General features: G+C 70.1%; 20 protein-coding genes. 10 read left to right on the forward strand and 10 right to left on the reverse strand.

Annotation, left to right across the window (positions count from 1 at the left end; translation table 11 throughout):
* Nucleotides 1-14: 14 nt before the first annotated feature.
* Entirely contained in the window at nt 15-362 is a 348-nt protein-coding gene (locus H4281_RS44265) for an oxidoreductase (protein ID WP_182896822.1), read from the forward strand.
* Nucleotides 363-820: 458 nt separating this feature from the next.
* Here H4281_RS44265 and H4281_RS44270 read toward each other — a convergent pair whose 3' ends face one another.
* Together H4281_RS44270 and H4281_RS44275 are read right to left on the reverse strand one after the other, a co-directional pair.
* Entirely contained in the window at nt 821-1,804 is a 984-nt protein-coding gene (locus H4281_RS44270; RefSeq protein WP_182896823.1) for an SMI1/KNR4 family protein, read from the reverse strand.
* Between the two features lie 77 nt (nt 1,805-1,881).
* Nucleotides 1,882-3,384 carry a leucyl aminopeptidase gene (locus H4281_RS44275; protein WP_182896824.1) on the reverse strand — a complete coding sequence of 501 codons (1,503 nt, stop codon included), beginning with the start codon at nt 3,382-3,384 and terminating at the stop codon, nt 1,882-1,884.
* 102 nt (nt 3,385-3,486) lie between these two features.
* On the opposite strand from H4281_RS44275, the gene H4281_RS44280 reads away from it, so the two are divergent.
* Nucleotides 3,487-4,344, forward strand: coding sequence for a sulfatase (locus H4281_RS44280; protein WP_182896825.1), 858 nt, complete (start codon nt 3,487-3,489; stop codon nt 4,342-4,344).
* On the forward strand, nt 4,337-4,963 hold the full coding sequence (locus H4281_RS44285) for a ribonuclease FAU-1 family protein (RefSeq protein WP_182896826.1): 627 nt from the start codon (nt 4,337-4,339) through the stop codon (nt 4,961-4,963). The genes H4281_RS44280 and H4281_RS44285 overlap by 8 nt, the downstream gene beginning before the upstream one ends.
* Nucleotide 4,964: 1 nt before the next feature.
* On the opposite strand, the gene H4281_RS44290 is transcribed toward H4281_RS44285, so the two are convergent.
* Nucleotides 4,965-5,267, reverse strand: coding sequence for a hypothetical protein (locus tag H4281_RS44290; protein ID WP_043827642.1), 303 nt, complete (start codon nt 5,265-5,267; stop codon nt 4,965-4,967).
* Nucleotides 5,268-5,363: 96 nt separating this feature from the next.
* Here H4281_RS44290 and H4281_RS44295 point away from each other — a divergent pair, with 96 nt between their 5' ends.
* Complete coding sequence (locus H4281_RS44295; protein WP_182896827.1) at nt 5,364-6,467, forward strand: branched-chain amino acid aminotransferase; 1,104 nt, start codon at nt 5,364-5,366, stop codon at nt 6,465-6,467.
* A 64-nt stretch (nt 6,468-6,531) separates the two neighbouring features.
* Here H4281_RS44295 and cobT read toward each other — a convergent pair whose 3' ends face one another.
* The gene (cobT, locus tag H4281_RS44300) at nt 6,532-7,602 is read right to left on the reverse strand and encodes a nicotinate-nucleotide--dimethylbenzimidazole phosphoribosyltransferase (RefSeq protein WP_182896828.1); all 1,071 of its coding nucleotides are present in this window, start codon (nt 7,600-7,602) and stop codon (nt 6,532-6,534) included.
* Nucleotides 7,603-7,681: 79 nt separating this feature from the next.
* On the opposite strand from cobT, the gene H4281_RS44305 reads away from it, so the two are divergent.
* Nucleotides 7,682-8,374 carry an IspD/TarI family cytidylyltransferase gene (locus tag H4281_RS44305; RefSeq protein WP_182896829.1) on the forward strand — a complete coding sequence of 231 codons (693 nt, stop codon included), beginning with the start codon at nt 7,682-7,684 and terminating at the stop codon, nt 8,372-8,374.
* On the opposite strand, the gene H4281_RS44310 is transcribed toward H4281_RS44305, so the two are convergent.
* Both H4281_RS44310 and H4281_RS44315 read right to left on the reverse strand, forming a co-directional pair.
* A complete protein-coding gene (locus H4281_RS44310) occupies nt 8,375-9,364 on the reverse strand; it encodes an aldo/keto reductase family protein (protein WP_182896830.1) in 990 nt (329 codons plus the stop codon). It abuts the gene before it with no gap.
* A 54-nt stretch (nt 9,365-9,418) separates the two neighbouring features.
* Nucleotides 9,419-10,078: a DUF3043 domain-containing protein gene (locus tag H4281_RS44315; protein ID WP_182896831.1), complete on the reverse strand. Its 660-nt coding sequence runs from the start codon at nt 10,076-10,078 to the stop codon at nt 9,419-9,421.
* Nucleotides 10,079-10,222: 144 nt separating this feature from the next.
* Here H4281_RS44315 and H4281_RS44320 point away from each other — a divergent pair, with 144 nt between their 5' ends.
* Nucleotides 10,223-10,600, forward strand: coding sequence for a HesB/IscA family protein (locus tag H4281_RS44320; RefSeq protein ID WP_037809530.1), 378 nt, complete (start codon nt 10,223-10,225; stop codon nt 10,598-10,600).
* A gap of 99 nt (nt 10,601-10,699) precedes the next feature.
* On the opposite strand, the gene H4281_RS44325 is transcribed toward H4281_RS44320, so the two are convergent.
* Nucleotides 10,700-10,885 carry a hypothetical protein gene (locus tag H4281_RS44325; protein ID WP_182896832.1) on the reverse strand — a complete coding sequence of 62 codons (186 nt, stop codon included), beginning with the start codon at nt 10,883-10,885 and terminating at the stop codon, nt 10,700-10,702.
* A 155-nt stretch (nt 10,886-11,040) separates the two neighbouring features.
* Here H4281_RS44325 and H4281_RS44330 point away from each other — a divergent pair, with 155 nt between their 5' ends.
* Nucleotides 11,041-12,030, forward strand: a complete 990-nt coding sequence (locus H4281_RS44330) for a carbohydrate kinase family protein (RefSeq protein WP_182896833.1) — start codon at nt 11,041-11,043, stop codon at nt 12,028-12,030.
* A gap of 97 nt (nt 12,031-12,127) precedes the next feature.
* Here the strand turns inward: H4281_RS44330 and asnB are convergent, their stop codons facing one another.
* Nucleotides 12,128-14,062, reverse strand: coding sequence for an asparagine synthase (glutamine-hydrolyzing) (asnB, locus tag H4281_RS44335; RefSeq protein WP_182896834.1), 1,935 nt, complete (start codon nt 14,060-14,062; stop codon nt 12,128-12,130).
* Nucleotides 14,063-14,274: 212 nt separating this feature from the next.
* Between asnB and ctaC the strand changes: the two genes are divergently transcribed.
* Nucleotides 14,275-15,222, forward strand: a complete 948-nt coding sequence (gene ctaC / locus H4281_RS44340; protein WP_182896835.1) for an aa3-type cytochrome oxidase subunit II — start codon at nt 14,275-14,277, stop codon at nt 15,220-15,222.
* A gap of 32 nt (nt 15,223-15,254) precedes the next feature.
* On the forward strand, nt 15,255-15,677 hold the full coding sequence (locus H4281_RS44345; RefSeq protein ID WP_037809532.1) for a cytochrome c oxidase subunit 4: 423 nt from the start codon (nt 15,255-15,257) through the stop codon (nt 15,675-15,677).
* Nucleotides 15,678-15,688: 11 nt separating this feature from the next.
* On the opposite strand, the gene H4281_RS44350 is transcribed toward H4281_RS44345, so the two are convergent.
* Nucleotides 15,689-16,597: a DMT family transporter gene (locus tag H4281_RS44350; protein WP_182896836.1), complete on the reverse strand. Its 909-nt coding sequence runs from the start codon at nt 16,595-16,597 to the stop codon at nt 15,689-15,691.
* Between the two features lie 83 nt (nt 16,598-16,680).
* Between H4281_RS44350 and H4281_RS44355 the strand changes: the two genes are divergently transcribed.
* Complete coding sequence (locus H4281_RS44355; RefSeq protein WP_182896837.1) at nt 16,681-17,640, forward strand: GlxA family transcriptional regulator; 960 nt, start codon at nt 16,681-16,683, stop codon at nt 17,638-17,640.
* A 108-nt stretch (nt 17,641-17,748) separates the two neighbouring features.
* Here the strand turns inward: H4281_RS44355 and trpD are convergent, their stop codons facing one another.
* Nucleotides 17,749-18,795: an anthranilate phosphoribosyltransferase gene (gene trpD / locus H4281_RS44360; protein WP_182896838.1), complete on the reverse strand. Its 1,047-nt coding sequence runs from the start codon at nt 18,793-18,795 to the stop codon at nt 17,749-17,751.
* Between the last annotated feature and the right edge of the window lie 2 nt (nt 18,796-18,797).

Consider the following 18,797-nt stretch of genomic DNA (forward strand, 5'->3'; position numbering starts at 1 on the left):
TCGCCGGAAGAAAGGTGGTCGAAGTGGGGATCTTCGACTCGTTGCGCCGCCGCGGCAGACGCGGCCCGGGCGCTGGAGCAGGCCGCTCCGGAGGCTCGGCCGACACCCGCTACCTGGAAGAATGGGCCGCCGCGCGGCGCGGGGTGGAGGCGTACGTCGAGCCGCCCACCACGGTGACTGACACCACTGTGGTGCTTGTCGCGCACGACGGCGAATGGACCCGCCGGCGGATCGGGAGCTTCGACGCGGCGCAGCGGTTCGGGCACAAGCACACGATTCCGGTGTACGAGGCCGCGCGGGTCGGGTATCCGAAGCGTATGCGGGAGTACACCGAACGGCAGAAGCGTCGTCCTGGCAGCTGAGCCGAGGGTTGCTCGCCGTAGCCGGTGGTGTTGCCGGGGTGCTGGATCCTTGTGGATCTTTGGGGGTGGCTCGTCGCCTGGCGGCGACATTGCACCCGGGTGGTGCGTGGGGCACCCCGTTAGCCCATTGTGCTGACGGTTCGGGGGTGCTTGTCAAGGCGGGAAAGATGCCTTGACAAGCACCCCCGAACCGCAGGGCGGCTTCGTATCGGGGTGCGGGGGAGGGGCTGGGTGCCTCGATGGTTGGGTGCGTCGGCTGCGGTGTCGTAGGTGGTGGGGGCTAGCGCCCCAATGTGGCATTGGGTGCGTCAGATGCACCCAATGTGGCGTTCGGTGCGTGCGACGCAACCAATGCCGCATTGGGTGAGCGCCGGGGGTGCCGGGGGTGGCTGGCGGGTGGGGCGTGAGGGAAGCTGGGTACGTGAGGGTTTCCTCGCGTACTTCAGCGTTCAGCCGGGTCAGGCGCTTGCCTCCAGCAGGCGGCGGTGGTGTTCCAGCAGCGCGCGAAACGAGTCGTATGCGGTGCTGCCGTACGTGAGGTCCACTTCGACTGCTCGCCAGCTGTCGCCGGTGTGGGTGAGCAGGACGGTCGCGGGGTCGGAGACGATCAGGACGGTTCCGTCGGCGCGCAGTTCGCGGGCGGGGAGCAGGCGTGGGAACACCACGTCGGCGGGCAATCCGTCCGCGAGGGTCAGGAACTCGCGGTAGTCGTCGGGCAGGCGGAAGCCCAGGCGTTGTTCGGTGGCGGCGAGATCGGCGGGAGAGGCCGGGGCGGGGGCGCGTTGCCCGCGCAGCCGGAGGATCGCCGCGACCAGGTCCGGGAGGCTGGCCGGGCCGGTCGGATGGCGTTCGCGCAGTGCGGCGATCAGCGCGCCCGCGCATTGGTCCGGCCATTCCTTGCCGAGGTCGAGAGGGTCCGCTCCCTCGACCAGCCGGGCGGCGAGCGGGCGGGTGGCGGCGAGTGTCGCGACGTCCGGGTTGGGATGGTTTTCGGCTAGGGCGGCCCACGCGTCGAGGTCGGCTGCGGCTAGTGCGTCGCGTACCGGATCGGGGCGCTTAGGGGCGATCGCGGAGACTGCGCCCGCGACTGGCGAACCGTCGAAGAGACCGTCCAAATCGGACGCTCGGCGGGCGAGGAAGGCTTGGTGGGCTTGTTCTTCCGCGTCCAGATCGAGCGGGACGAGTGCGTCTGCCCATTGTGGACGGTCGCCGCGCGCCTCGAAGAGCATCGCCCAGGCGCGGGCGCGGACCGCGTCGTCGGCGAGCACGGAGGTCGGGCGGCCGGTCACCGCGTGCCATTGCGTGACAAGGCGGTCCGCGGCGTCGGACGCGCCCGCGGTCGCCAGGAGGAGCGCGGCGTGGCCGATCCTGCGGTCAGCGGCGGCCTCGTCGGCGGTGAGCACGTCGCGGACGGCGGTTTCGAGGTAGTCGTCGCGCTGCATGAACGCGAGCGTGCCACAAAGGCCCGGACACGACGGAGGCCCCGCACCGGGCGTGGTGCGGGGCCTCCGGCACAACGTCAGCCCTGCTCGGCGATGTCCGCCAGCACCGCGGCGATGGTGCGGACCGGGACGCCGGTGCCGCCCTTGCCGGTGTAGCCCCACGGGCCGCCCGAGTTGAAGGCCGGACCCGCGACGTCAAGGTGCGCCCACGGCAGGTCCGCGGGCACGAACTCGCGCAGGAACACGCCCGCGACGAGCATGCCCGCCCAGCGCTGGCCGGTGACGTTCGCGATGTCCGCGAGGCGCGAGTCGAGGTCGCCGCGCAGTTCGTCGGGAAGCGGCATCGCCCAGCCGCCCTCGCCGGTGGCCTGCATGATGCTCGCGACGCGGTCGCGGAACTCGTCCGAGCCCATCACGCCGGAGATCCGGTTGCCCAGCGCCACCACCTGCGCGCCGGTCAGCGTGGCGGTCTCGATCAGGTAGTCCGGGTTCTCCTCGGCCGCGCGCACGATCGCGTCGGCCAGCACGAGCCGTCCCTCGGCGTCGGTGTTGAGCACCTCGACGGTCTTGCCGCCGTACATGGTCAGCACGTCGCCGGGACGGTAGGAGGTGGCCGAAGGCAGGTTCTCCGCCAGCGGGATGTGCGCGGTGACCTCGAGCGGGTACTTCAGCTTCGCGGCCAGCACGACCGACGCGAGCACGGCGGCCGCGCCCGACATGTCGGAGGTCATGTGGTCCATGTTCGCGGCGGGCTTGAGCGAGATGCCGCCCGAGTCGAAGGTGATGCCCTTGCCGACCAGCGCGACCTTCTTGCGCGCCTTCGCCGGCTTCCAGCTGACCCGCAGCAGGCGCGGCGGCCGCGACGAACCGCCGCCGACGCCGAGGATGCCGCCGAAGCCCTTGCGCTTGAGGACCTTCTCGTCGAGCACCTCGAACTCGAGGCCGTTCGCGTCGGCGAGCTTCTTCGCGCGGTCGGCGAAGGACGCCGGGAACAGGTCGTTCGGCGGGGTGTTGATCAGGTCGCGGGCGATGATCACCGACTCGGCGATGAACCCGGCCGCCTTCAGCGTGGCCTTGTGCTCGCGCGCGGTGCCCTCGGCCGGGCTGACCAGGTCGGCCTTCGCCAGCGGGCCGTCGCCCTTCTCCGAGCGGTACTCGGTGAAGACGTACGCGCCCAGCGCGATGCCTTCGGTGGCGGCGTGCAGGTCGACGGCCGACAGCGTGACGAACGCCCGCTCGGTGCCGTTCAGCGCACGGGCCGCGGCGCCGGCCGCGCGGCGCACCTGCTCGGCGGTGATCTCCCGGTCCTTCGGCTTGCCGAGGCCGACCGCCAGCACGACGCCCGCGGGCAGCTTGCCCAGCGTCGGCAGCTTCACGATCTCCTCGGCCTTGCCGGTCGCGCCGAGCGTGCCCAGCACCTCGGCGAGCTTGCCGTCGAACGCCGCGTCGGCGACCTCCGCGCCCGCGGCGAGCTCGAGGCCGTCCTCGCCCTGGACGGTGCCGATCACGACGACGTCGGCGCGGGTCTTGCCCAATGCCGCACCCGTGTTCTCGGAGAGGGCAAGCTTCGGCACGGTCACTTCTGGCTCCTCGCGACGTCGCGGTGGTGCCGGGCGATCTGCCCGGTCGATCGTGAGCCATGCTAATGACAAAGCCATCCGGACGGGGGAAGGGGGATCGCGGTGCGGCTCGCGGGAGCACTCCTGGTGACGCTGGCGGCCGGTGCCGCCGGAGCCGGATATTGGGTGCTCGGCGGGGTTGTGCTCGCCGCGCTGGCCGCGATCGGAGGCTCCCGGCTGCCCGCGCTCGGCGACGATCCGGCTGCCCGGATCGCCGGCGGATTATCCCGGCTGGCGCAGATCGTCGTGCTCGCGCAGGCCTTCGGCGCGTACGTGTTCCCGGTGCAGCCCGGATACGCCGCCGCCGCGCTGGTGGTGTTCGTCGCCGCGGCGGACTTCGCTGGGCTCCGGTTGCCGGATCTGCTGGTCAAGTGGCTGCTGGGCGTGCTGCTGGCCGCCGCGGCGGTGCTGGTGGCGATGTGTCTCGCAGTCGCTCCGGTGCCGCAAACGGGCGGAATCGGGACTCCGGACGCGGCCGGGATCGTCGTCGCGGCGTTGTTCCTGCTGCCGTTCCTGATTCCGGAACCGGGGGAGCGGAGCACCGGACGTGCGATCGTTCTGAGCCTCGCCGCGGTCGCGGTCACCGCGGTGACGCTGCTGCAGCTGGGTCCGGTCCGGCTCGGATTGTCCGGGACCGCGATGCGGGACCTGCTGTCCGCCGCGGACGCCGGACAGCTCCAGCCGTTGCTGACGGTGATCGCAGTGCTGGCGACTCTTCCCTCGGCATTCACGACTTTCGTCGGTGCGCGACAGCGGTTTGCGTCGTCCGGCGGGGCTCCGGTCGCGGCGGCCGCGGTGCTGGCAGCGGCCGCCGCGGCGTTCGTTCCGCTGTCGGCGGCGCTGCTCGTGGCCGGGCTCGCCGCGGTCGCGGAACTGCTGCTGCGGGTGCGGATCCGCCGCTACCGTGGCGTCCATGACTGAGCACCGCTGGGCGCCGGGACAGACAGTCGTCGAACGTTTCGTCCGCCCGGACGGCAGCATCGGCCAGCATCATCCGCTGCGCGTGCTCTCCGACGACGGCGAGACGCTGCTCGGCTGGCTCCCGCTCGGCACGCCGATCGTCGGCAGCAGGCTCGCGGACGGCCGGTCGCTGCGGGAAGCGCCGCTGGAACAACGGTTTCGCGAGCCGCGCGTCCGCGTGCCGGACATCTGGCACGGCACCTCGACGCTGCGGCTGATCCCCGACCGGGCCTGGTCGTCGGTGTGGTGGTTTTTCGAGGCGGACGGCCGGTTCCGCGACTGGTACGTGAACCTCGAGGTCCCGCGCGGCCGCACCGAAACCGGGCCGGACCGGATCGACGGCATCCTCGACCTGGTCGTGACGCCGGGCGCGGGCTGGCAGTGGAAGGACGAGGACGAAGCGGAGGCAGCCGTCGAGGCCGGGCGGCTTACCGCCGCCGAACTCGACAAGCTGCGCGCGGAAGGCGAACGGATGGGCGCGCTGGCCGAGCGGGGCGCGTATCCGTTCGACGGCACGCACACCGATTTCCGCCCGGACCCGGGCTGGCCCGCCCCCGCGCTGCCCGCCGGGCTGTGCTGACCTACTGGGCCAGCAGGACCAGTGCGATGAACAGCACGATGTTGACGACGAGCAGGATCACCACGGATTTGGTCGGCAGGTTCTTCGTGATCACCTTGCCGTGCAGGTTCTTCCACCAGTAGATGCCGAATCCGGCGACGACCAGGCCGAGGAAGAAGCCGAACCCGCTCGAAAGCAGGCCCCAGCCGACCATCCCGAGCAGTCCCGCGCCGAAGGTCAGCAGGGCAGCGGTGCCGAAGGTCTTGACGTCCGGCCCGGCCCCGGGCCCGGCTTGGCGTGCTGGTTGAGTGCTCACGGCGTCCATCGTAGTGGGGTGACGCTGCGAGCGGGGGCCGGTGCAGCGAGTAAAACCACAGGACTTCCGACTAACGTGCTTCCGACCAAGCGTTATTGTCTAAGCATGACAACAGCGACGCAGTTCACTCACGTTCCGAACCCGAGCCCCGCGAGTGCTGAACGCGTCGCCGAGGTACTTGCCAAGCCGGGGTTCGGCACGCACTTCACCGACCACATGGTCACCGTGCGCTACAGCACCGAGAAGGGCTGGCACGACGCCAAGGTCGGGCCGTACGAACCGTTCTCCCTCGACCCGGCCACGTCCGTGCTGCACTACGGGCAGGCGATCTTCGAGGGCCTCAAGGCCTACCGCCAGCCCGACGGCACGATCGCCGCGTTCCGGCCGGACGCCAACGCGCAGCGGTTCCGCGAATCCGCCGAGCGGCTCGCGATGCCGCAGCTGCCGGTGGAGACCTTCGTCGACTCGCTGCGCGAGCTGATCGCCGTCGACGAGCGCTGGGTGCCGACCCGCCAGGGCGATTCCCTGTACCTGCGCCCGTTCATGATCTCCACCTCGGCGGGCCTCGGCGTGAACAGCCCGGCCGACGAGTACGTCTTCGCCGTGATCGCCTCGCCCGCCGGTTCGTACTTCAGCGGCGGCGTGAAGCCGGTCAGCGTGTGGCTGTCCACCGAGTACGTGCGCGCGGCCCCCGGCGGCACCGGCGCGGCGAAGTGCGCCGGCAACTACGCGGCGTCCTTCGTGGCGCAGGCGCAGGCCGTGGAAAAGGGCTGCGACCAGGTGGTGTGGCTGGACGCGGTCGAGCGCCGCTGGGTCGAGGAAATGGGCGGGATGAACCTGTTCTTCGTCTTCGGCTCGGGCGACGACGTCCGCGTGGTCACCCCGGAGCTGACCGGTTCGCTGCTGCCGGGCGTCACCCGGAAGTCGTTGCTGCAGCTGGCGAAGGACGCCGGGCACAAGGTCGAGGAGCGCCGGATCTCCACCGACGAATGGGAGAAGGCGGCCGCCTCGGGCGAGCTGACCGAGGTGTTCGCGTGCGGCACGGCGGCGGTCATCACGCCGGTCGGCCACGTGAAGCACGGCGGCGGCGAGTTCTCGATCTCCGGCGGGCAGCCGGGCTCGGTCACGATGAGCCTGCGCGAGCAGCTCGTCGGAATCCAGGAGGGCACCCGTCCGGCCCCCGCGGGCTGGATGATCCCGCTCAGCTGAAGCCGGCTGTCCGGGAAGGGCTCCTTGCGGGAATCTGATTCCCGCAAGGAGCCCTTCCCGGCTTTCAGGACGTGAGCGGGCCGGAGACGCCGGATTGCTCGTGGGTGGTCATCTCGGCGAGCACGCGGCTGGCCATCATCAGCAGCGGCAACGCGGTGACCGCGCCGGTGCCTTCGCCGAGCCGGACGTCGAGGTCGAGCAGCGCGCCCAGGTCCAGTTGCTCCAACGCGAGCGCGTGCGCGGGTTCGCCGGTCAGCTGCCCGGACATCCACCAGCGGCGCGCGCCGGGCGCGAGTTCTTCGGCGACGAGCGCGGCGGAGCAGACCACGAGCCCGTCGAGCACCACCGGCGTGCGGCGGACCGCTGCCTGCGCGAGAAAGCCTGTCATCGCGGCGATATCGGCCCCCGAGGACGTCCGCAGCAGCGCGAGCGGGTCGGCCAGCACCGCGCGAGCCCGGCGCAGCGCGTCGCGGACCGCGGCGGCCTTGCGCATCCAGGTGTTGTCGTCGATGCCCGAACCCCGGCCGACCACGGCGACCGGTTCGCTGCCGGTCAGCGCCGCGACCAGCACCGACGCCGGGGTGCTGTTGCCGATTCCCAGGTCTCCCGCGATCAGCAGGTCCGCGCCGCCGTCGACCTCCGCGTCGGCGATCTTGCGGCCGGCGTTCACCGCGGCGCGCACCTCGGCGTCGGTGAGCGCGTCCTCGACGTCGATCGAACCGGAACCGCGGCGCACCTTGAACTCGCCGATCGACCGCATCGCGGATTCCTCGGTGTCCACGGCCATGTCGACCACGCGCACGCCCGCGCCCGCCGCCGCGGCGAGCACGTTGATCGCCGCGCCGCCGGTCAGCATGGTGCCGACGAGCTGCGACGTGACCTCCCGCGGATACGCCGAGACGCCCTTCTTCGCGATGCCGTGATCGCCGGCGAACACGACGACGCGCGGACGGGTGAACGGCCGCGGCGGGGCCTGGCCCTGGCACGAAGCGATCCAGACGCCCAGCTCTTCCAGCCTGCCGAGCGAGCCTGCCGGTTTGACGAGCTTGTCGTGCAGCGCGATCGCGCCCGACCGGGCCTGGTCGCTCGGCGGTTCGATCTCGCCGAACTCGATGCCCGTTTCGCCGGTGTCCACAGCCAGGTTTCCTTTCGCCGCTGGGCGTCCCGGCGCCCAACCTACCGCCGCGAGGGCAGGGCCCTTAGGGTCGGTCGGCGTGCGGGAATCGACGGCGGCCGGGGTCGTGCTGGCAAGTGGTGCGGGGACTCGGGTCGGGGCCGCGCTGAACAAGGTTTACCTGCCGGTCGCGGGCAGGCGGGTGGTGGCGTGGTCGCTGGATGCGTTCGCCGCGGCGGCCGGGATCGGCGTGCTGGTGCTGGTGATCCGGCCCGAGGACGCGTCGCTGGTCGAAGAAGTGCTGGCCGAGCTGTCGGTCCCGGTGGAGATCGTGCCCGGCGGCCCGACGCGGCAGGCCTCCGAGCTGAACGCGCTGCGTCATCTCGCGTCGCGGATCGCCGACGGGACAGTGGATTCCGTGCTGCTGCACGACGGGGCCCGCCCGCTGGTGACGCCGGAGCTGATCTCCGCGGTGCTGGAGCGGACCCGGGAAGACGGGGGAGCGGTGCCGGGCCTGGCCGCGGACGACGTGGTTTCGATGGCCGGACCGGACAAGGTGGCGGGCCCGCTGCCGGGCGCGATCCGGGTGCAGACTCCGCAGGGCTTCCGGGCGCGGCCGCTGCTGGCGGCCTACGAACAGGCTGCCGCGGAAGGGTTTCTGGGCACCGACACGGCTTCGTGCATGGAGCGGTTCTCCGCGCTGCCGGTGCGGTGGGTGCCCGGCAGCGCGGAGAACGTGAAGATCACCTATCCGCACGACCTCGCGGTGGCGGAGCGGTTCCTGCTGCGGTGATCAGGGGGAAACGGTGAGCGCCGGGTCGGTGACCACGACGTCGCCGAGCGCCTCGTCGATCGCGGTGAGCAGCTCCGGCTCCAGCTTGACGCCCGCCGCCTTGACGTTGTCGTGCACCTGCTCCGGCCGCGAGGCCCCGATGATCGCCGACGCGACGTTCGGGTTCTGCAGCACCCACGCGACGGCGAGCTGCGCCATCGACAGCCCGGCGTCGGCCGCCAGCGGCTCCAGCTTCGCGACCGCGGTGAGGGTCTTCTCGTCGAGGAAGCGCTTGACCATGTTCGCGCCGCCGTTCTCGTCGGTCGCGCGCGAACCGGCGGGCAGCGGCTGGCCCACCTTGTACTTGCCGGTCAGCACGCCTTGGGCCACCGGCGACCAGACGATCTGGCTCAGTCCCTCGCGCTCGGAAGCGGGCACGACCTGCGATTCGATGACCCGCCACAGCATCGAGTACTGCGGCTGGTTCGACACGAACGGGATCTTCAGCTCGCGGGCGAGCGCCGCGCCGCGGGAGATCTGCTCGGCATTCCACTCCGAGACGCCGATGTAGAGCGCCTTGCCCTGGCGGACCAGGTCGGCGAACGCCTGCATCGTCTCTTCCAGCGGCACCGTGCGGTCGAACCGGTGCGCCTGGTAGAGGTCGACGTAGTCGGTGCCGAGCCGCTTGAGCGACGCGTTGGCCGACTCCATGATGTGCTTGCGCGAGAGGCCCTTGTCGTTCGGGCCCTTCGGACCGGTCGGCCAGAAGACCTTGGTGAAGATCTCCAGGCTCTCCCGGCGCTGCCCCTTGAGCCCGCGCCCGAGCACCGACTCCGCCGCGGTGTTGGCGTAGACGTCAGCCGTGTCGAAGGTCGTGATGCCCGCGTCGAGCGCGGCCTTGATGCAGGCCTGCGCCTGGTCCTCCTCGACCTGGGACCCGTGGGTCAGCCAGTTGCCGTAGGAGATCTCACTGATGTTGAGGCCGCTGCGGCCGAGACGTCGAAACTCCATGCCGACAGCGTAAACGTTTCGTTCGCGAGGCTAACGACCTGTGTGCCGCACGGCTCAGTTCGGGATCGGGTCCCCGGCCTTCAGCCGCGGCTTCGGGACCCGCAGCTTGCGGATCTGGCTCGCCCGGACGAATGCGTACCAGCCGACGCCTCGGGTGGCCGTCGCCGGTTCCTTCGGGAAGCGCTCGCGGACCAGCTTCGAGATCTTGCGGCCGTTCACGAAGCCCTCGATGGCCATGACCAGCAGCATCGCCATGCAGACCAGGGTGATGTACTGCTGCACCGCCGGCGCGGGCACCAGCAGTGCGAGGAACACCAGGATCGCCAGCGGCATGAACAGGCCGAGGATGTTGCGCCGGGAGTCGACCAGGTCGCGCACGTACGCCTTGACCGGGCCCTTGTCGCGCGGCGGCAGGTACTTGTCGTCGCCGGACATCATCCGCTCGCGGCGCTGCCGGGCGGCTTCCTTGCGCTCTTCCTTGGTGACCGGGTTGGCCTTGCGCAGTTCCTTGTTGCGCTTCATCGCCTCGCGCATCGAGGTGGGCGGCGGCGCGACCGGCCCGCGCTTGCGTCCCTCGGCCTCGCGCCGCTTCGGCGTCGCCTTGCCCTTTCCCGGCGTGTACGACTTGTTCGCGGCCGGGGAATCGGCGACGGCGGTCTCGGCCGCGGACTCTTCGGCGGCGGGGTCAGTGGTGCTTCGGCGCAGGAACCTCACCTCACCAGGGTATTGCAGGCGTCACGGCTTTGTTCACCAGGTCGTTCCATATGCGACGATGGAGGGGAACAGATCGGGCGAGTCCCGTGTTGTGCCTAGGACACGAGATGTACCCGCAGCGAGTTCGACCAAAGAGGGAGTGCCATGACGACCGCTGAGCAGACCGGTGCGGCTGCGGCCGAGACCGCCGAGGAGACCCACGGCGTGACGTTGACCGACGCCGCGGCCGCCAAGGCGAAGGCGCTGCTCGAACAGGAGGGCCGCGACGACATGCACCTGCGCATCGCCGTGCAGCCCGGCGGCTGTGCGGGCCTGCGCTACCAGCTGTTCTTCGACGAGCGCACGCTCGACGGCGACCTGTTCCGCGACTTCGACGGCCTCCAGGTCGCCGTGGACCGGATGAGCGCGCCTTACGTGTCCGAGGCCGTGATCGACTTCGTCGACACCATCGAGAAGCAGGGCTTCACGATCGACAACCCGAACGCCACGGGTTCCTGCGCCTGCGGCGACAGCTTCCACTGAGCCCAGAGCCGGAAAACGGGCCCCGACGCGTGTGCGCCGGGGCCCGTTTTCGTCTTTCCGGCGCGGACGCCGTTCAACTGCTGCCGAGCGTTCGAGGGCTCAGACGTACGCGTCGAGATCGGCGACCTGCGCGTGGCAGGCGTCGTCGACCGTCCACGGCCGGGCGGCCCTCGGCCGGGGCAGTCGGGCCTGGTCAGCGGCGCGCTCAGGCTGCAGCGCGGACGGGAGATGGGCGCAGTCGGCGATCAGGTCGCCGAGGGTTTCCGGTTCGGTCGCGAGGTTCACTCCGGCCACGCTATTCAGCCGGACTTGAACGGGAAACGAGTACCGGCCGGTAGTGTCGGAACGTGGCGCGGAAACTACCCGGAAGGGTCATGACCAGCGGGTAACTTGCGTCAGGGCGCGAAAACGACAGCTCATCCACCCCGTGAGGAGAACCGGTGGCAGACAAGCCCAGGATCGCCGTGTCCGGCAGCATCGCGACGGACCATCTGATGCACTTCCCGGGGAGGTTCGCCGAGCAGCTCGTCGCCGAGCAGCTGCACCGGGTGTCGCTGAGCTTCCTCGCCGACGACCTCGTCGTGCGCCGCGGCGGCATCGGCGCGAACATCGCGTTCGGCCTCGGCGTGCTCGGCGTGCAGCCGGTGCTCGTCGGAGCCGTGGGCCAGGACTGGGCGGACTACCAGTCGTGGCTGCAGCGGCACGGCGTGGACACCGCGGGCGTGCTGGTGTCCGAGGTCGCGCACACCGCGCGCTTCGTGTGCACCACCGACGAGGACATGTGCCAGATCGCGACGTTCTACGCGGGCGCGATGGCGGAGTCCCGGAACATCGAGATGGGGCCGATCTCGGACCGGGTCGGCGGGCTTGGGCTGGTGCTGATCAGCCCGGATGATCCTGAGGGCATGGTCCGGCATGCTCAGGAGTGCCGTCAGCGCGGGTACACGTTCGCGGTTGACCCCTCGCAGCAGCTGGCCCGGATGGACGGGGCTCAGGTGCGGTCGTTCGTCGAGGGGGCCAAGTACCTGTTCAGCAATGACTACGAGTGGGAGTTGCTGCTGCAGAAGACCGGCTGGACTGAGGCCGACGTTCTGGAGCGGGTCGGGCTGAGGATCACCACGCTGGGGGAGAAGGGCGTGGAGATCGTCGGGCGGGACGGGACCGCGCTGCAGATCGGGGCCGTGCCGGAGCGGGGGAAGGCTGATCCCACTGGGGTGGGGGACGGGTTCCGGGCCGGGTTCCTTGCCGCGATCGACGGCGGGCTCAGTTTGGAGCGGGCCGCGCAGTTGGGGTGCTTGATCGCGGTTTTGGTGCTGGAGACGGTGGGGACGCAGGAGTGGACGCTGGAGCGGGCTGAGGCGTTGACGCGGTTGAGCGAAGCGTTCGGACCTGAGGCGGCTGAGGAGATCGCGGCGGTTTTGCCTGCTTGAGGGGTCTCGGGCGGCTCGTGCGCCGGTGCCGGGTTCAGAGCCGTGAGGGGGACTCCCAGGGAATCTGATTCCCTGGGAGTCCCCCTCACGGACTTCTCTAGAGCTTGACCGGGTAGGCCGGTTCCGGGATTTCCGGCTTGATGCGGTGTTCCACGAAGATGCCGTGCCACAGCATGAAGACCAGCAGCGCCCACAGCTGGCGGCTGCGGTCCAGCTGGCCTTCCTTGTGCTCGTCCAGCAGGCGCAGGACGGCGTTCTTGTCCAGGAGTTCGTCGGTCTTCGAGTCGTTGATGATGCCGCGGGCCCAGTCGTACATCTCGTTGCGCAGCCACAGCCGGATCGGGACCGGGAAGCCCAGCTTCTTCCGGTTCAGCACGTGGCCGGGGATGATCTTCGCCAGGGCCTGGCGAAGCGCGTACTTCGTGGTGCCGTGGGCCAGTTTCTGGTCCAGCGGGATCGACGCGGCGACCTTGAACACCTCGGCGTCGAGGAACGGCACCCGCAGTTCCAGCGAGTTCGCCATGGTCACCTTGTCCGCCTTGACCAGGATGTCGCCGCGCAGCCAGGTGTAGAGATCCACGTGCTGCATGCGGGCCACCGGGTCCCAGCCGCGGGACACGTCGTACCAAGGGGCGGTGACGTCCTTGAAGCCGACGCCTTCCTGGTAGGTCCGCAGCACGGCGCGCAGCTGCTCGTCGCGGAAGTTGCGGGCGTTGCCGTAGTAGCGGTCTTCCAGCGGGAGCGCGCCGCGGCGCAGCAGGTCCTTGCCCCGGGTGCCCTCCGGGATCTTCGTGGACACCTTGCCCAGCAGTTTCCGCACGCCGCCGGGGATTTTTTCGAACGGGGCCAGCGAGATCGGCTCGCCGTAGATCGTGTAGCCGCCGAACAGCTCGTCCGCGCCTTCGCCGGAGAGCACCGCCTTCACGTGCTTGCGGGCCTCGCGCGCGATGAACCACAGCGGGACCAGCGCCGGGTCGGCGACCGGGTCGTCCAGGTACCAGACGATGAGCGGCAGCGCTTCCATCATCTCGTCCGCCGACACCGTGCGGACCACGTGCTTCACGCCGATCGCCGCGGCCGATTCCGCGGCCACGTCCACCTCGGAGTAGCCCTCGCGCTCGAACCCGGTGGTGAACGCGATGAGGTTCGGGTTGTGCTCCTTGGCGAGCGTCGCGGTCGCGGTGGAGTCGATGCCGCCGGAGAGGAACGCGCCGACCGTGACGTCCGGGTCGGAGATCATGTGCTTGCCGACCGAGTCGCGCATCACATCGGCGATGCGCTCGTACAGCGCCTCGGCCTCGGCGGGGCCGTTCACCGGCTTCGCGGCGAACTTCGGGTGGAAGTAGCGGGTGAACTCGGGCTTACCGCCCGGCGAGAGCCGGAACGACGTGCCGGACTCGACGCGGCGGATCGCGGTGTGCAGCGATTCCGGCTCGGGCACGTACTGCAGGACCAGGTAGTGCTGCAGAGCCGTGCGGTCCAGCTCCTGCGCGACGCCGAGCGTGTCCGACAGCTCCAGCAGGCTCTTCTTCTCGCTGGAGAACGCGGTGCCCTTGGGGCCTTCGCTGTAGTAGAGCGGTTTGATCCCGAACGGGTCGCGCGCGCCGAAAACGACCTTTTCCGCCGAATCCCAGATCAGGAACGCGAACATGCCGCGCAGCTTTTCGACCGCTTTGTCCCCGAGGTAGTGATAAGCCGCGACGATCGCCTCGCCGTCGCCTTCAGTGGCGAATTTCGCACCGAATTTTTCGGCGAGCTCGTCGCGCAGTTCGCGGTAGTTGTAGATCTCGCCGTTGAAGTTCAGCGTATACCGGCCCGGGGCCTCCGGCGGACCCCACACCAGCGGCTGGTGCGCGTGGTCGACGTCGATGAAGGCGAGCCGGTTGAAGCCGTACACGACCTCGGCGTCCGCCCAGGTGTCCTGCTCGTCGGGGCCGCGGTGGCGCTGGCAGCGCATCGCCGCGCCGACGCTCTCACGGGCGTTCGAGGCGTCGTTTTCGGTCGCGCAGATCAGTCCAAGCAGGCCGCACACGTGTACTCACACACCTCAGGGTCGGGCCGGTCCGGGGAAGGGCCCAGTATGCCGGTGCGGGGCCCGTCGCCCGGAAAGCGGGTGACGCGTGGCGCAACTGGTCACCCCTTGGTCAGCGGGAGCGGCCAACTCGGCTAGGCTCCGCCTGTCACGAAGATCGGTCGAAGAAGGCCCGGTGTGAGAGGGCCTGTTGGGTGAAAGGGCAGGGCGCAGTGGGAAAACCAGAGCGCACCCCGGTGGGTAAGCGGGTCGGGCGTGTCGCCGCGCTGGCCGTGCTGGTGGCGCTGACCGCGACGGGCTGCTCGGGAGACGAGATCCTCCGCTTCGGCTGGCCCAAGGGCGTCACGCCGCAGGCCGACCAGATGCGCACCCTCTGGACGTGGACGGTCGTCGCCGCGCTCGTCGTCGGCGCGATCGTGTGGGCCCTGATCTTCTGGACCGCGATCTTCCACCGCAAGAAGAAGGGCGCGGCCGCCGAAGGCCCCGAGGACCTGCCCCGGCAGTTCCAGTACAACATCCCGCTGGAGATCTTCACGGTCGTCCTGCCGACGATCATGGTCTGCGTGCTGTTCTTCTTCACCGCGACGACCGAGAGCAAGGTCCTCGACAAGAAGCCGAACCCGGACGTCGTGGTCGACGTGATCGCCTTCCAGTGGAACTGGGAGTTCAAGTACGAGGGCGACGCCGCCAAGCGCGCCGACGGCACCCAGGTGAGCACCGTCGGCTCCTCCGGCGAGATCCCGCTGCTCGTGCTGCCGACGAACAAGACCATCGAGTACCGGCTCCGCTCGACGGACGTCATCCACTCGTTCTGGGTCCCGGAGTTCAACTTCAAGCGCGACGTGATGCCGGACCCGGAGAAGAACAACCAGGACAGCTCGTTCCAGAACTCGATCGACCGCGAGGGATCGTTCGTCGGCCGCTGCGCCGAGCTGTGCGGGACGTACCATTCGGTGATGAACTTCGAGGTGCGGGCCTTGTCCCCGGACAAGTACGACCAGTACCTCAAGCTGCGCACCCAGACGAACCCGAAGACCGGCAAGCCGAACACCGCGTCCGAGGCGCTGGCTTCGATGAACTGCGGCGAGCTGTGCAGCCCGTACGCGGTGACCACGAAGCCGTTCAACACCGACCGCACCGCGCGCACCGCGTCCAACTGACGGCGAACCAGAAGGAGCAGGGGACCAATCCCATGAAGGTCGAAGCCCGGATTTTCTACATGGTGGCGGGGTTTGCCGTCCTCATGACCGCCGTCTACTGGGTCATGACCGCGCTCTTCACCACCGACCAGAAGGCTGAGCCGGTCGGCATCGTCGCGCTGTTCCTGACCGGCGGCCTCGCGTTCCTCGCCGGCAGCTACATGCAGTTCGTGTCCCGCCGGATCGAAGAGCGCCCGGAGGACCGCGAGGACGCCGAGATCAGCGACGGCGCCGGCGAGCTGGGCTTCTTCAGCCCGGGCAGCTACTGGCCGGTCGCGCTGGCCGCGGCGGCCGGGCTGGCCGGCCTCGCCCTCGCCTTCTTCCACATCTGGCTGCTCGTGATGGCGATCGTGGCCCTGCTCATCGCCGTGGGCGGCCTGGTGTTCGAGTACCACACCGGTCCCGAGCACGACTGAGTTCTTCCGCTTCACCGCGACGCCCGGCTGGGAACTCCCGGCCGGGCGTTTCGCGTATCCGGCTTGGCGCGCTGCGGAGCCAGCGCGGCGGCGAGCACGGCCAGCATGCCCAGGCCCTCCGGCCAGGTGAGCTGGTGGCCGAACGCCAGCATGTCCACGACGACCGCGACCACCGGGTACAGGTAGGACAGCAGTGCCACCGTCGTGGTCGGCAGCTTGCCGATGCTGGCGTACATCAGCACGTACATCACCGCGGTGTGCACCGTGCCCAGGAGCAGGAGCCACAGCAGTCCAGGAGCTGAACTCGGCAGCGGAGTGAAGATCAGCGCGGGGGCGAGCACGATCGCGCCGACCGTCAGCTGCACGGCCGCGAGCAGATGCGGCCGGATGTGCTTGAGCTGCTTCGCGATAAAGGACGCACCGGCGTAGAGCAGGGCCGCGCCGAGCGCGAGCGCGATCCCGGCGAACCGGACGGGTTGGCCGTCATCCCCTTGTGCGGAAAGGGAAATCACCACGACTCCGGCGAACGCCACCCCCGCCCGCGTGAGGTGGGAACGGCCGACTTTCTCGCCGAGGAACACCGCCGCCATTCCGACCAGGATCAGCGGTTGGGTGTGGTAGACGACAGTGCTGACGCCGATGGACGACAGCGAGTAGGACGCGAACAGCAGCACCCAGTTGCCGACCAGCAGCAGTCCTCCGGCGACGGCGAGCAGCAGGTCGCGGCGGGTCGGCCGCCAGTCGCGGAACCAGCCTCGGGCAAGGGACCACACGACCAGCAGGACGCCGCCGACGAGGCAGCGGGCGAACGCCACCGCCGGGGCGGCCGCGCCGCTTTCGAGCACGACCGCGCCGATCGTGCCGGACAACGCCATCGCCGCGGACCACTGCAGGACCGGGCGGGATTCGGGGTTCTTCATGCGACCCAGATTCGTCGCAGCGGCGACGCTCAACCAGTGTCAGAGGTGACAATGACCGCAAAACTTGTGACATCCTGGGCGACATGGACGGAGAACGGGTCGCCGTGCTGCTCGCGGACCGGGTTTCGCCGTTCGAGCTGGGGGTCGCGTGCGAGGTGTTCGGCACTGACCGCAGCGCGGACGGCATGCCCGGCTGGGACTTCGGCGTGTGCTCGCCGGGCGGGGCGGAAGTGGCCAGCTGGTCCGGATTCGGCCTGTCCGGACTGCACGATCTGGACTTCGCGGCGTCGGCGGATTTGGTGATTGTGCCCACCCAAGCGCCGCGCACGGCACCGCCGCCGGAGCCGTTGCTGGACGCCTTGCGCGCGGCCCGGGAACGCGGCGCGTGGGTGGCCGGGTTCTGCGCGGGAGTGTTCTCGCTCGGCTACGCGGGCCTTCTGGACGGCCGCCGCTGCACCGTGCATTGGATCTACGAACCGGAATTCCGCCGCCTGTTTCCCGCCGCGGAAGTGGACTCGCAAGCCCTCTACGCGGACGACGACGGCGTCTTCACCAGCGCCGGAACGGTTGCCGCAGTGGATTTGTGCCTGCACCTCGTGCGGCGGTTGCGTGGGGTTGCGGCGGCTACCGCGTTGGCTCGGCGGATGGTGGCCGCGCCGCATCGCGCGGGCGGACAGGCGCAGTTCGTGCAGGCACCGGTGCCCGCGACGGCCGCACCGGACGACGCGGTGGTCGCCGAGGCGCTCGAATGGGTGGAACGGCGGTTGGATCAGCCGTTCACCGTCGCGGAGCTGGCCCGCCGCAGCGGATTGGGGGAGCGGACGTTCCTGCGCCGGTTCTCCGCGGCCACCGGGACGACGCCCCATCGCTGGCTGACCGAACGCCGTCTCGACCGGGCGCAAGCACTGCTGGAGGAAGGTTCTCTGTCGGTAGAAGACATCGCGGCGGCGTGCGGGTATGCGTCCGCGGCGGCGTTGCGGCACCAGTTTTCGCGGCTGCGTTCGACTACGCCCAGCGCTTACCGGACCGCCTTCCGCTCGTGACCCTGGGCCCGGACCGCCCCAATGTGGCATTGGGTGCATCTGACGCACCGAACGCCGCATTGGGTGCATCAGATGCACCCAATGCGGCGTTCAGATCGTTGCGGAAGATCAGCGGCTGGTCGAGGAGAACGCGATCCACCGGTCCAGCAGCGCCGCTGCCGCGCCGCTGTCGATGGCCTGGCGCGCTCGGTCCAGTCCGGCCGCCAAGTCGTCCTCGAGCGAATCAGAGAAGCCCGCGAAGGCGGCCAGCGCGGCGGCGGCGTTCAGCACCACCGCGTCGCGCACCGGGCCGGTCTTGCCGCTGACCAGTTCCCGGACGACCTCCGCGTTCGCCGCCGCGTCGCCCCCGCGCAGGTCCTCGGCCGTGGCGCGCGGGATGTCGAGCGACCGCGGGTCGAAGGTGCGTTCCGTCACCGTGCCGCCGGAAACCACCAGGACCGACGTCGTCGTGGTGGTGGTGATCTCGTCCAGTCCGTCGTCGCCGCGGGCCACCAGCACCGACATCCCACGCTGAGCGAAAATCTCCGCCAGCGCACGGGTTTTGTCGGCGTAGGCGCACCCGATCAGCGCGCTTTGCGGCTGCGCCGGGTTGGTCAGCGGGCCGAGCAGGTTGAACGTGGTCGGCACGCCCAGTTCGCGCCGCGGCGGGCCGGTGTGCCGGAACGCCGGGTGGAACGCCGGGGCGAAGCAGAACCCGATGCCGATCTCCTCGAGCGACGCGAGCACCGCTTCCGGCGGCAGGTCGATCTTCACGCCGAGGGTTTCCAGCACGTCGGCCGCGCCGGACTTCGACGACGCGCTCCGGTTGCCGTGCTTGGCCACCGGCGCGCCCGCCGCCGCCGTGACGATCGTCGCCATCGTGGAGATGTTCACCGAGTTCGACCGGTCGCCGCCGGTGCCGACGATGTCCACCGCCGGGCGGCTCAGCGTGATCCGCCGGGCGTGCGACAGCATCGCGTCGGCCATGCCGGAGATCTCCTCGGGCGTTTCGCCCTTGGCGCGCAGCGCGACCGCGAAGCCGCCGATCTGCGCCTGCCCGGCGCTGCCGGACATGATCTGGTCCATCGCCCACGCCGTGTCCTCGCCCGCCAGGTCCTCGCCTGCGATGAGCCGGGTGAGCAGCGCGGGCCAGGTGTGCTGCGGGGTGGCGCCCACCG

The organism is Amycolatopsis dendrobii (genome assembly GCF_014145675.1).
Lineage (GTDB): Bacteria > Actinomycetota > Actinomycetes > Mycobacteriales > Pseudonocardiaceae > Amycolatopsis > Amycolatopsis dendrobii.

Coding starts and splice junctions, on each gene's coding strand:
- H4281_RS44270 (WP_182896823.1), bottom strand. CDS start 1,804: ATGCAGCGCGACGACTACCTCGAAACCGCCGTCCGCGACGTGCTCACC.
- H4281_RS44285 (WP_182896826.1), top strand. CDS start 4,337: ATGACTGAGCACCGCTGGGCGCCGGGACAGACAGTCGTCGAACGTTTC.
- H4281_RS44290 (WP_043827642.1), bottom strand. CDS start 5,267: ATGGACGCCGTGAGCACTCAACCAGCACGCCAAGCCGGGCCCGGGGCC.
- H4281_RS44295 (WP_182896827.1), top strand. CDS start 5,364: ATGACAACAGCGACGCAGTTCACTCACGTTCCGAACCCGAGCCCCGCG.
- H4281_RS44310 (WP_182896830.1), bottom strand. CDS start 9,364: ATGGAGTTTCGACGTCTCGGCCGCAGCGGCCTCAACATCAGTGAGATC.
- H4281_RS44320 (WP_037809530.1), top strand. CDS start 10,223: ATGACGACCGCTGAGCAGACCGGTGCGGCTGCGGCCGAGACCGCCGAG.
- H4281_RS44345 (WP_037809532.1), top strand. CDS start 15,255: ATGAAGGTCGAAGCCCGGATTTTCTACATGGTGGCGGGGTTTGCCGTC.
- H4281_RS44350 (WP_182896836.1), bottom strand. CDS start 16,597: ATGAAGAACCCCGAATCCCGCCCGGTCCTGCAGTGGTCCGCGGCGATG.
- H4281_RS44355 (WP_182896837.1), top strand. CDS start 16,681: ATGGACGGAGAACGGGTCGCCGTGCTGCTCGCGGACCGGGTTTCGCCG.